The sequence below is a fragment of the Dyella thailandensis genome (assembly GCF_050749815.1).
GTDB lineage: Bacteria > Pseudomonadota > Gammaproteobacteria > Xanthomonadales > Rhodanobacteraceae > Dyella_A.
In genome coordinates this window covers 450,881-463,308 of sequence record NZ_CP192735.1, presented here as the reverse complement: position 1 = coordinate 463,308, position 12,428 = coordinate 450,881, and the positions used below count along the sequence as shown (strand labels likewise).

The following is a 12,428-nucleotide window of genomic DNA, read 5'->3' as shown; positions in this document are numbered from 1 at the left end:
GTCAGGCGGCCTCCTCCTCGAATTGCCGCAGCGCGTCGAGTTCGGCCTGCGCCCGGCGCAGCGACGCTCCGGTCAGATGGTTGGCCAGCCAGTCCAGACGGCCGAGCCTTCGCAGCAGCAGGTAGCCCAGGCCGACCAAGGCGAGCGAGACCAGCGCCGAGGACACCAGCCATCCCACCAGCCCGGGCCGAGCGTGGTCCCACAGGTTCAGTCCGAACCGATCTGCGTCAGCCTGAGCCAGCATGAGCAGCGCGGGAATCCAGATCACGCTGCCCAGCAGCGCCGACACCGGCCCTTCTACGCGCACGCGCCAAGCGCGCAGGTCGGCGAGGCGGCGCTGGATCTCCAGCACCGGGGCGGCGAAGTCGATCCCCCGCAACAGCACCAGCGTGCGCGCCGGGATCATCACCGAGAGCAGCCCGAACACCTGCATCACCACGCCCGGCGCCATCGCCCGCGCATCGCCCAGATGACCGGACCAGGACACGATGCCCCACAGCATCAGTGCGGCACCCAGCGGGATCTGCACGACCAGCCACCAGGCCAGCGGCCGCAGCCGATGCTGCATGCGCTCCAGACGCCCATCGCGGAACCCCCGCCACTGGATCGCCTGTTGCGCGGCGAGGCGTCGATCCAGGGCCTGCCAGGCCAGCTTCATCTCGTCCAGTTCCATGCTCATGCTCCGGTGAGGGTCGCTGCAGCGGCACGTCCGCGCAGCTTCTGCTTGATGCGACCGATCTTGGTCGCGACATTGGTTTCGCTGATCCCCAGCACCTCGGCGATCTCCGCGTAACTGCGGTCCTCCAGGTACAGCAGGATCAGCGCGCGATTGAGCGCATCGAGCTCGCCGATGAAGGCGTACAGCGCGGTCAGGCGCTCGTCTTCCTCCGCAGCGCCGGAATCCGCCAGGGTGTCCAGGTGATGCGCATCCAGCGGTTCGACGCGCCCGGCCAGCAGGGCGCCGTCGCGCCGCCGGTAGGAGATCGCCACGTTGAGCGCGATGCGATACATCCAGGTCGACAGCTTGGCGCGGCTCGCGTCGTAGCGGCCGAACGAGCGCCACAGCTGCACGCGGATCTCCTGCGCCAGGTCGCGGCGATCCTCCAGGTCGCGGGCGTAGACGGCCGCCACCTTGAGAATGATCCCGCGATGCTCGTGCAGCAGCGCCTCGAACGGCGGTGAGTGAGTGGCGGTGCGCATGCAAAATCCTGTTCCCCGATTGCCAGCATGATTCGCACGGCGCGGGAAAAAAATCACACCATCCGTCGCTGCGGTCGGCTCGCGGCCAGCCGGCGCTTACAATCGAACGCTTTCCCTCCCCGAGGATGCCGCCCCGATGCGACCCCTGCGCGTCAAACGCTACGTACTCACCGGCCTGCTGACCTTCCTGCCGCTGTGGGTGACCTGGCTGGTGTTCAAGTTCGTGTTCGGCGTGCTGGCCGGGCTGGGGGCGCCGATGGCCACGCTGGTGCGCCGGGCGCTGGGCCTGGCAGCACCGGATGCCGCCGCCGCGCTCGGCCACGGCTGGACGCTGGCGCTGATGGCGCTGGTGCTCACCGTGCTGGCGCTGTACGCGCTCGGCTGGGTGGCGACGCGCATGGTCGGCAAGCGCATCATTGATGGCTTCGACAACCTGCTGGCCCGCATCCCGCTGGTGCAGACCATCTACGGCGGCACCAAGAAGCTGATGGCCGTGCTGCAGCAGAAGCCGTCGGGCGTGCAGCGCGTGGTGCTGATCGACTTTCCACGCCCGGGCATGAAGGTCGCCGGCTTTGTCACCCGCGTGATGACCGAGCAGGGCAGCGGCCGCGAGATGGCGGCGGTGTACATCCCCACCACGCCCAATCCCACCGGCGGCTACCTGGTGGTGGTGCCGGTGGACGAGCTCACCCCGACCGACTGGACAATGGACCAGGCGATGGCCTTCATCATCTCCGGCGGCGCGGTAGCCCCGGACACCCTGCCCGCCAGCCGCATGCCGCTGTAGAAGCGCACCCTGTGCGCGATGCTTTCCGTCACGTGACGACGGGCATTCGCGCACAGGGTGCGCTCCTGCACGATCCGGCCAACATCGGCTTCATCCAGGACACCTCATGCCCCGACTGATCCTCGCCTGCCTGCTCGGCCTCGCCGCGCTAAGCGCGCAAGCCACCGACTGGACCACGCCCGCCGAGGCGGCGCACTTTCGCACCACGCCCAGCTACGCCGACACGCTCGCCTACCTGCAGCGCCTGCAAGGCGCTGCGCCGGACAAGCTGAAGCTGGTGCACTTCGGCACCACGCCGGAAGGACGGCCGATGATGGCGGTGATTGCCAGCGGCGACGGCACGTTCAACCCGGCCGCCGCGCGCGCCGCGCACAAACCGGTGGTGTTGCTGCAGGCGGGCATCCACCCGGGCGAGATCGAGGGCAAGGACGCCGGCCTGATGCTGCTGCGGGATATCGCCGTCACCGGCAAGTGGCCGCACGTGCTCGATCACTCGGTGCTGGTGTTCATTCCGGTGTTCAGCGCGGACGGCCACGAAAACAGCTCGCCTTACCACCGCATCAACCAGAATGGCCCCGAACGCCAGGGTTTCCGCGGCCAGGCGCAGTACCTCAACCTCAACCGCGACTACATCAAGGCCGACGCGCCGGAGATGCGCGCGTGGCTGAAGCTGTGGCAGCGCTGGCTGCCGGACTTCCTGATCGACGTACACACCACCGACGGCGCGGACTACCAATATGACCTCACCTGGTACCTGGAGGACGCCCACAAGCTCGACCCCGGCGTCTCCGCCTGGCAACAGGCGCTGATGGCCAAGGCGATTCCGGCCTACGAAAAGCGTGGCCACCTCGCCTCGATCTATCTGGAATTCAAGGACGGCCGCGACCCGACCAAGGGCATCGTCAATTTCGGCTCCGGCCCGCGCTTCTCCACCGGCTACGCCGCGCTGCAGAACCGGCCCGCGCTGTTGATCGAAACCCACATGCTCAAGCCCTATGCCGTACGCGTGCGCGCCACCTACGACCTGGTGCACGAGCTGCTGGCGCAGATCGATGCCGCGCCTGCACCACTGCTGGCCGCCAACGCGGCTGCGGATGCGCGCGTGATCGCCCGCGCCGGCCAGCCCGGCGCGCAGGTGCCGATCACCTTCAAGCCCTCGCCGGAGTCCACGCCGTACCAGCTCAAGGGCTACGCCTTCACGCTCACCCACAGCGACGTTTCCGGCAGCGAGTGGATTCACTACGACCCGCACACGCCGCGCACCTACCGCATCCCCAACTGGAACGACCTGCTGCCGGATCTCTCGGTGACGCCGCCGGCGGCGTACGTGGTCCCGGCCCAGTGGACCGTGGTAATCGATCGCCTCGCCGCCCACGGCATCGCCATGCAGCGGATCGACCACGCCGTAACCGTCCGCGCCGCCGGCTACCAGCTCGATCATCCGCACTGGGCCGATGCGCCGTTCGAGGGCCACCTGATGCTGCGCGACGTCGACGTCACTCCGGTGACCCGCGAGATCACCCTGCCGCCTGGCTCGGCGATCGTGCCGATGGACCAGCGCGCCGCCAACGTGGCCATCGCGTTGCTCGAGCCGCAGGCGCCCGACTCGCTGCTGCACTGGGGCTACCTTGATGCGGTCTTCGAGCCGAAGGAGTACAGCGAGCCGCGCGTGCTGGAGCAGCTCGCCCGCGACATGCTGGCGAAGGATCCGGCGTTGAAGGCCGACTTCCAGCACCGCCTGGCCAGCGATGCCGCCTTTGCGGCCAGCCCGCGCGCCCGCCTGGAGTACTTCTTCGAAAGCTCGCCCTGGTATGCCAGCCAGGCCGTCGGCGCCTACCCGGTGCTGCGGCTGGATGCCGCGCAGTGGCGCGCCCTGGCGGGCCATGACGGCCCATCGACCGCCGCCCCTACCCCTGACCTTTGACACTGTCTGACCCATGACTCTTGGCCTAGCGTCAAAAGTCATGACCGCCGGCCGCCGGCCGGTCAGCACCTGCGTTCAACGCTCGCCTGCGGGCAAACCATCCACAGAGGGACATCCATGACCAAGCCGTACCTGAAACCCCTGGCGCTCGGCGTCAGCGTCGCGCTTTCGCTGGCCGCCTGCGGCAAGCAGGAGCAGGCCGCCGCTCCGGCCGCGCCGGCCAAGGCCAGCACTGCCGCCACCGCAGCAGCTGCACCGGCGCCCAAGAGCGCGTTCGACGTGAGCGAGCTGGACTCCAACATCAACGCCTGCCAGGACTTCAACGGCTTCGTCAACGACAAGTGGGTCGCCGCCAACCCGATCCCGAACGACCGCAGCCGCTGGGGTGCGTTCGACAAGCTGGCCGAGGACAGCCTCAACACCCAGCACAGCATCGTCGAAGACGCCGCCAAGAACGCCGCCAGCGCGCCGGCCGGCTCGATCGAGCAGAAGATCGGCTACCTGTACCAGTCCGGCATGGACGAGGCCGCCCGCGAGAAGGCCGGCTTCGATCCGATCAAGCCCAAGCTCGAGGCGATCGCCGCGCTGAAGAACGGCAACGACGTGGCCGACTACCTGACCAAGAGCTTCGCCGACGGCGACCAGCAGGTGTTCTCGTTCGGCTCCGGCGCCGACTTCCAGCACGCCGACATGCAGATCGGCTACACCTTCCAGAGCGGCCTGGGGCTGCCGACCAAGGACTACTACCTCGATCCGAAGCACGCCGACGAGCGCAAGGCCTACCTCGGCTACATCGCCAAGACGCTGGAGCTCACCGGCGTGTCCGCCGAGGACGCCAAGAAGCAGGCCGACCAGGTGCTGGCGTTCGAAACCGAGCTGGCCAAGGCCTCCTTCGCGCCGGTGGAGCTGCGCACGCCCGAGCACCAGTACCACTTCGTCAGCGTCAAGGACGCCGACAAGGTCACCCCGCATTTCAGCTGGGAGAAGTTCTTCAAGGCGCAGGACGTCACCATCGACAAGGGCTTCTCGCTGTCGCAGCCGAAGTTCTTCGCCGAGTTCGACCAGCTGCTGGCCAAGGCGCCGGTGAGCCAGTGGCAGGCCTACCTGCGCTTCCACGTGGCCGACGACGCCTCGCCGTACCTGACCAAGGCGTTCGCCGACAACAAGTTCGACTTCTACGGCAAGACGCTGTCCGGCCAGCCGGAACAGAAGCCGCTGTGGAAGCGCGTGCTGGGTACCGTCAACTCCGGCATGGGCATGGCGCTGGGCGAGCTCTACGTGAAGCAGGAGTTCACCCCGGAAGCCAAGGCCCGCGCGCAGGAGCTGGTCGACAACGTGCGCAACGCGCTCAAGGCGCGCATCGAGAACCTCGATTGGATGAGCGCCGAGACCAAGGAAAAGGCGATCGCCAAGTGGAACACCTTCCTGCCCAAGATCGGCTACCCCGACAAGTGGCGTGACTGGTCCGGCCTCACTGTCACCCCGGACAACTTCTACGCCAACGTGATGGCCGCCGGTAAGTACAACTACCGCTACGACATCGACAAGATCGGCAAGCCGACCGACCGCAAGGAGTGGGGCATGACCCCGCAGACGGTCAACGCGTACTACAACCCGACCGACAACACGATCAACTTCCCGGCCGCGATCCTGCAGCCGCCGTTCTTCGACGCCAACGCCGACGACGCTATCAACTACGGCGGCATCGGTGCGGTGATTGGTCACGAGGCCAGCCACGGCTTCGACGACGAGGGCAGCCAGTTCGACGGTGACGGCAACAACAAGAACTGGTGGACCAAGGACGACCGCGCCAAGTTCGACGCCCGCACCGACAAGCTCGTCGCGCAGTTCAACTCGTACACGCCGATCAAGGCGCACCCGGACGCGCACGTCAACGGCAAGCTCACCCTGGGCGAGAACATCGCCGACCTGGGTGGCCTGAACGTGGCGTACGACGCGCTGCAGGTGGCGCTGAAGAACCACCCCGAGGAAGCCGGCAAGAAGATCGACGGCTACACCGAAGACCAGCGCTTCTTCCTCAACTGGGCCCGCGTGTGGCGTGGCAGCATCCGCGACAAGCAGGCGCTGCTGCAGCTCAACACCGACCCGCACGCACCGGCCTCGCTGCGCGCGATCGGCGCGCCGTCGAACATGCCGGCCTTCGCGGCGGCGTTCCAGTGCAAGCCGGGCGACGCGATGGTTCGCACCGGCGACCAGCAGGTGAAGATCTGGTAAGGCGGTACCGCTGACGCCCCGCCCTCGGGCGGGGTGAGGCCCGAAGCCCCGCACGCGAGTGCGGGGCTTTTTTGTGCGCGGCACCTGGCTCGTGTTGCAAATCATTCTCATTTGAGTACCATGGCGACTCCGCGCCCAGCCCGCCTCAACGGTCGCCAGCGCATCACCCGCTCCCGTCCTACCCGCACTGCCGCCGCAGCGCGGAACGGTGCCGGCTGGCCCACATCCAGGGCCCGGCCCACCGACGGGGCAGACCGTTGCCGCAAGGAATCCGCATGGCCTTCATCACGTCGCGCAAGCACGCCCTCCCGACCACCGCCGCCCTGCTCACCGGCCTGGCGCTCGCCCCCGCGCTCGCCACCGCGAGCGACGTGGACACCGTCGCCCAGATCAGCCAGGCGCGCCGCCTGCCCGGCCTGAAGGTGGAAGCGAACCGCGGCCCGGACTACCGCGTCGACGAGCTGTCCTCGCCCAAGTACACCCAGCCGCTGCTCGACACCGCGCAGACCGTGCAGGTGATCGGTCGCGACCTGATCGAACAGCAGGGCGCCACCACGCTCACCGAGGCGCTGCGCAACAGCCCGGGCGTGGGCACCTTCTACGCCGGCGAGAACGGCACCACCACCACCGGTGACGGCATCACCATGCGCGGCTTCGACACCTCCGGCAGCATCTTTGTCGATGGCGTGCGCGACCTCGGCTCCTACTCGCGCGACGTGTTCAACCTCGAGCAGATCGAGGTGACCAAGGGCCCGGACGGCACCACCTACGGCCGCACCGCGCCCACCGGCGCGATCAACCTGGTCAGCAAGCAGCCGATGGCGAGCAATGCCGTGTCTGGCTCGCTCGCCTACGGCAGCGCCACCCAGCGTCGCGCGACCGCCGATTGGAACCAGACGCTGTCGCCCACAGCCGCCTTCCGGCTCAATGTGCTGGGCCAGGACAGCGGCGTGCCCGGCCGCGACGACCTGCGCAACAAGCGCTGGGGCGTGGCGCCCTCGCTCGCGTTCGGCCTGAAGACGGCCACACGGGTTTATCTCGATGCGCTGCACGTCACGCAGCACAACCGCCCGGACGGCGGCGTCCCCACCATCGGCCTGCCCGGCTACGGCACGCCCGACCCGACGCGCCCGTTCCTGGACGACGCCGCGCCGGTCGATCCGTCGAACTTCTACGGCACCCTGGGCGACCACGACGACGTGCGCTCGGACATGCTCACCGCGATCGTGCAGCACGACTTCTCGCCCGACGTCACCCTGCAGAACACCGCACGCTGGGCGCGCACGCACCAGGACTACCAGCTGATCTCCTACCGCACGACCGCGGCCAACCTGCTCACGCCCGACCCCGCCGATCCGGCCACCTGGACGATCACCCGCGACCTGCCCACGTTCAAGGACCAGACCAACCGTATCCTGACCAACCAGACCAATCTGCGCGTACACGCCGAAGGCCGCCACGTCGATCACGACCTCAGCCTCGGTGTCGAGCTGACGCGCGAGGAAGCCAGCGCGGTTGGCGAGGCCGCGCTGGATGGCAGCAAGCTCCCCGCCGCCAGCCTGTACGCACCCGATCCCGACGTCGGCGGCCTGCTGGTGGGGCGTACCGGTGCGCGCAGTCGCGGCGTCACCCGCACGGCCGCGGTCTATGCCTTCGACACGCTGAGCTTCGGCGAGCACTGGAAGATCAACGCCGGCGCCCGCTTCGACCACTACACCACCGACTTCGACAGCGCCGTGCTGTGCGGCGCGCGCAACGCACCGGCCTGCGGCACGCTACCGGCCTCCACGCCGGTGCCGGGGCTGGACACGCGCAGCTCCGGCAACCTGCCCAACTACAAGCTCGGCGTGCTGTACAAGCCGGCCGCGAACGGCAGCGTCTACGTCAACGTGGCGCAGTCGCAGGAGCCGCCGGGCGGCAACACGCTCACCCTGAGCAGCGCAGCGAACAGCGCGGACAATCCCAACCTCGATCCGCAGAAGGCCCGCACGGTGGAAGTGGGCACCAAGTGGGATGTGCTCGACGGCAAGCTGATGCTCACCGGCGCGCTCTACCGCACCACCGTCAGCAACGAACTGGTGCAGGACCCGGTAGACCAGCAGTACTACCAGGTCGGCCGCAAGCGCGTGCAGGGCGTGGAACTGGGCGCGGTCGGCCGGCTCACCGAGCACTGGGCAATCAGCGCCGGCTTCACCACGATGGATGCCACCGTGCTCAAGGGCGCCGTGGTGAGCAGCGACGGCTCGCGCGACCTGGCCTACACCCCGAAGCGCGCCTTCACCAGCTGGACCACCTACCGCTGGACCTCCGGCCTCACCCTCGGCGGCGGCGCGCGCTACGTGGGCGGGCTCAAGCGCGGCACCGATGGCGCCATCGGCACGCCGACCGCTACCGAGGCGTACTGGGTGTTCGACGCCGTGGCCAGCCTGCCGGTGAACCGGCATCTCAGCCTCCAGCTCAACCTCTACAACCTGTTCGACAAGCGCTACGTGGCCGCGATCAACAAGAGCGGCTACCGCTACACCCCGGGCACGCCGCGATCGGCGATGCTCACCGCCAACTTCCGCTTCTGACCGGGTCGAAGACCATGCTGCTGCACCTGCCCGCCGTGCTCGATCCCGCCGAACTGACCCAGTTGCAGCAGGCGCTGGATAACGCCGACTGGACCGACGGCCGCGAGACGGTGGGCGCGCAGGGCCGCGAGGTGAAGCGCAACCGGCAGTTGCCGGACGCTTCGCCGCTGCGCCATGCGCTGGCCGCGCAGGTGCAGTCGGCGCTGGCGCGCCATCCGTTGTTCCATGCCGCCACGCTCCCGCTGCGCATGCTGCCGCCACGCTTCAACCGCTACGAGGGCGGCGGCGAGTACGGCTTGCACGTCGACGGCGCGGTGATGGCGTTGCCCGACGGCAACCAGCTGCGCAGCGACATCGCCGGCACGCTGTTCCTCGCCGATCCGGCCAGCTACGACGGCGGCGAGCTGATCGTCAGCGACACCTACGGCGAGCACGCGGTGAAGCTGCCGGCCGGCGACCTGGTGATCTATCCGGCCAGCAGCCTGCACCGGGTGGCGCCGGTGACGCGCGGCGCGCGGGTCGCGGCGTTCTTCTGGGTGCAGAGCCTGGTGCGCGACGAGCGCCGCCGCCGCACGCTGTTCGAGCTGGATCAGGCGATCCAGGCGCTGCGTGCCAGCCATGCCGATGCGGCGGCCGTGCTGCAGCTCACCGGCGTCTATCACAACCTGTTGCGCGAATGGAGCGAAACCTGATCGCCGCACGCTGTTCCCTGCGCGCGGCAAGGGGCGGATAATCGGCGGCCTTTGTCGCTACGCGGTTTTGCAATGTTCGTACCTGGTCAACGCTGGATCTCCACCGCCGAACCCGAACTGGGCCTGGGCACCGTGCTGCGCGTCGAAGGACGCGGCGTGCAGGTGTTGTTCGCCAAGGCCGGCGTGCTGCGGCCCTACGCGATGGAGTCCGCGCCGCTGGTGCGCGCCGAATTCCGTCCCGGCCAGCGCATCGCCGGCAAGGGCATCTCCTTCCTGGTCGAGCGCGTGGACGTGCGCGAGGGCCTGTTCGTCTATCGCGGCGAGGGCCGCGAGATGGAGGAAGGCCAGCTCGACGACGAACAGAGCGTGAGCCAGGCCGACGATCGACTGATCGGCGGGCGCACCGATCCGGTCGCCCAGTTCGAGCTGCGCCTTGACGCCCTGCGTCGCCGCGCCGAGGCGCGCCGCTCGCCCACCTGGGGCCTCGCCGCCGCGCGCGTGGGCCTGGTGCCGCACCAGCTGCGCGTGGCGGGCATCGCCGCGGCGCGCCGTCCGCCACGCGTGCTGCTGGCCGACGAAGTGGGTCTGGGCAAGACCATCGAGGCCGGCATGATCCTCGCCCGCCAGCTCGCCACCGGCCGTGCCACGCGCGCGCTGGTGCTGCTGCCGGACACGCTGGTGTACCAGTGGTTCGTCGAGCTGATGCGCCGCTTCAACCTCAGCTTCGCGATCTACGACGAGGAGCGCTGCGAAGCGCTGGAGCAGTCCGAGCCGGGCAGCAATCCGTTCGAGGACGAGCAGCTGGTGATCGCCGATTTCGGCTTCCTGGAATCCTCGCCCAAGCGCGCGCAGCAGCTGCTCGACGCCGGCTGGGACCTGCTGGTGGTGGACGAGGCGCACCATCTGGAGTGGACGCCGGAAGCGGCCAGCCCGCGCTACGCGCTGGTGGAGAAGCTCGCAGCGCAGACGCCCGGGGTGATCCTGCTCACCGCCACGCCCGAGCAGCTCGGCCGCAGCGGCCACTTCGCCCGCCTGCGCCTGCTCGATCCGCAGCGCTACAGCGATCTGGACGCCTACCTGGCAGAGGCCGACACCTTCCAGGCGCTGTCGCAGGTGGCCGACCGCCTGCTGGAGAACCAGCCGCTCGACGTCGAGCAGCGCAGCATGCTGGCCGCCGCGCTGGCCGGCGACGCCGAGCTCACCGCGCAGCTGGCCGAGACGATCAAGCCCGAGCACGCGCGCGCCATCCTCGCCGCGCTGATCGACCGCCACGGCACCGGCCGCGCCATGTTCCGCAACCGCCGCGCCGGCATCGGCGGCTTTCCCAAGCGCCTGCCGGTGTGGCATCTGCTCGATCCGGATCTTCTGGACGACGGTGCGCGCCAGTCGCTGCTGGCCGAGTTCCACGCCGACATCCAGCAGCCCGCGCCGATCCTCGCGCTGGACTACAGCGAAGATCCGCGTCTGCAGGCGCTGGTCGACCTTCTCGAGAAACACCCGCAGGACAAGTTCTTGCTGATCTGCCGCAGCCAGGCCAAGGTGCTGGCGCTGGAAGAAGCGCTGCGCACGCGCACCGGCGCCGGCATCGCCCGCTTCCACGAAGGCTTGGGCATCATCCAGCGCGACCGCAACGCGGCGTTCTTTGCCCAGCCCGACGGCGCACGGCTGCTGCTGTGCTCGGAGATCGGCTCGGAAGGGCGCAACTTCCAGTTCGCCCATCGCCTGGTGCTGTGGGACCTGCCGCTGGATCCGGACCTGCTCGAGCAGCGCATCGGCCGGCTCGACCGCATCGGCCAGCAGCACGACATTTCCATCCATGTGCTGGCCATCGAGGGCAGCGCGCAGCACGTGCTGGCGCGCTGGTACGACGAAGGCCTGGATGCCTTCCGCTCGAGCCCCGCCGACGGCCGCGAGCTGCTGCGCCGCTACGGCCAATCGCTGGCCGAACTGGCCGGCGAGCACGCGCGCAGTGCCGACGGCCGCGATCAGGAACTGGACGTGCTGATCGCCGAGACGCGCGCCAGTCACGAGGAGCTGGCCGAGCTGATCCGCGCCGGCCGCGACCACCTGCTGGAACTGGCCGCCAGCCGCGACCTGCACGCCGAGGAACTGAGCCAGGCGTCCCGCCGCGAGGACGTCGATCCCTCGCGCGACGCCTTCGTGCAGCGCCTGCTGGAGCAGTTCGGCATCCACGCCGAAGAGCTCGGCCCGAAGGTGCTGCTGCTCGATCCGCAATACCTGTCCACCGACGCCCTGCCCGGCTTCGCCGACGGCCCGGTCTCGGTCACCTTCGATCGCGACCTCGCGCTGGCGCGCGAGGAACTGCCGCTGCTGCGGCTGGATCACCCGCTGGTGCTGGGCGCGATGGATCTCACGCTCTCCGGCGAGCAGGGCAATGCGGCGTTCATGGTGGACGACGTGCTTGGCCCGCGCAGCGCGCTGCTGCAGGCGGTGTACCTGCTCGAGTGCGTGGCTGATCGCGGGCTCGATGCCGAACGGTTCCTGCCGACCCTGCCGATCGTGGTCACCATCGACACCCGCCTGGCCGAGCGCGACGACTTCCAGCCCAGCGAGATCGCGCTGCGCAAGGCGGCCGACCGCACCATCGAAGTGGCGCGCTACCGCAAGTTCCTCAACAAGCTGGTGCCGCCGATGCTGGAGAAGGCCGAGGCAGCCGCCGGCAACCGCGCCGCGACGCACGTCGCCGAGGCCACCGCCCTGGCGACCGAAACGCTCGATGCCGAACTGGCCCGCCTGCACGCGCTGCGTGCGGTGAATCCGTCAATCAGCGCGGCGGAAATCGCCACCGTGCAGGCCGAGCGCGACGCGCTGCTCGAGGCCTTGCCCAAGTCGCGCCTGCGACTGGACGCGGTGCGCTTCGTGGTCAGCGCGGATTTCCTGGCACTGCGCTGAGCGTTTACGCCGATGCAAGCAGGAACGGCGGCCATCGGCCGCCGTTCCTTTTTGTTCAAGGAATGCGCGACTCGCGCCAGGGCCACCTTACCCGTTCGCGCTGA

At 69.0% G+C, this 12,428-nt stretch carries 8 protein-coding genes; 6 read left to right on the top strand and 2 right to left on the bottom strand.

Annotated elements, in window-relative coordinates; all coding sequences use genetic code 11:
• Window position 1: 1 nt before the first annotated feature.
• Both ACQVBX_RS02050 and ACQVBX_RS02045 read right to left on the bottom strand, forming a co-directional pair.
• Entirely contained in the window at window positions 2–673 is a 672-nt protein-coding gene (locus tag ACQVBX_RS02050) for a hypothetical protein (RefSeq protein WP_431636243.1), read from the bottom strand.
• Between the two features lie 2 nt (window positions 674–675).
• Window positions 676–1,200 carry an RNA polymerase sigma factor gene (locus tag ACQVBX_RS02045; protein ID WP_431636242.1) on the bottom strand — a complete coding sequence of 175 codons (525 nt, stop codon included), beginning with the start codon at window positions 1,198–1,200 and terminating at the stop codon, window positions 676–678.
• A 136-nt stretch (window positions 1,201–1,336) separates the two neighbouring features.
• Here ACQVBX_RS02045 and ACQVBX_RS02040 point away from each other — a divergent pair, with 136 nt between their 5' ends.
• From ACQVBX_RS02040 to rapA, 6 genes are all read left to right on the top strand, one after another.
• Complete coding sequence (locus tag ACQVBX_RS02040) at window positions 1,337–1,987, top strand: DUF502 domain-containing protein (RefSeq protein WP_431636241.1); 651 nt, start codon at window positions 1,337–1,339, stop codon at window positions 1,985–1,987.
• 106 nt (window positions 1,988–2,093) lie between these two features.
• Window positions 2,094–3,911 carry a M14 family metallopeptidase gene (locus ACQVBX_RS02035; RefSeq protein WP_431636240.1) on the top strand — a complete coding sequence of 606 codons (1,818 nt, stop codon included), beginning with the start codon at window positions 2,094–2,096 and terminating at the stop codon, window positions 3,909–3,911.
• Between the two features lie 117 nt (window positions 3,912–4,028).
• The gene (locus ACQVBX_RS02030) at window positions 4,029–6,146 is read left to right on the top strand and encodes a M13 family metallopeptidase (RefSeq protein WP_431636239.1); all 2,118 of its coding nucleotides are present in this window, start codon (window positions 4,029–4,031) and stop codon (window positions 6,144–6,146) included.
• Window positions 6,147–6,421: 275 nt separating this feature from the next.
• Window positions 6,422–8,719 (top strand): catecholate siderophore receptor Fiu, encoded by a 2,298-nt coding sequence (locus ACQVBX_RS02025; RefSeq protein WP_431636238.1) that lies wholly within the window; start codon window positions 6,422–6,424, stop codon window positions 8,717–8,719.
• Window positions 8,720–8,733: 14 nt separating this feature from the next.
• Window positions 8,734–9,411 (top strand): Fe2+-dependent dioxygenase, encoded by a 678-nt coding sequence (locus ACQVBX_RS02020; protein ID WP_431636237.1) that lies wholly within the window; start codon window positions 8,734–8,736, stop codon window positions 9,409–9,411.
• Window positions 9,412–9,483: 72 nt separating this feature from the next.
• The gene (rapA, locus tag ACQVBX_RS02015) at window positions 9,484–12,324 is read left to right on the top strand and encodes an RNA polymerase-associated protein RapA (protein ID WP_431636236.1); all 2,841 of its coding nucleotides are present in this window, start codon (window positions 9,484–9,486) and stop codon (window positions 12,322–12,324) included.
• Window positions 12,325–12,428: the final 104 nt, after the last annotated feature.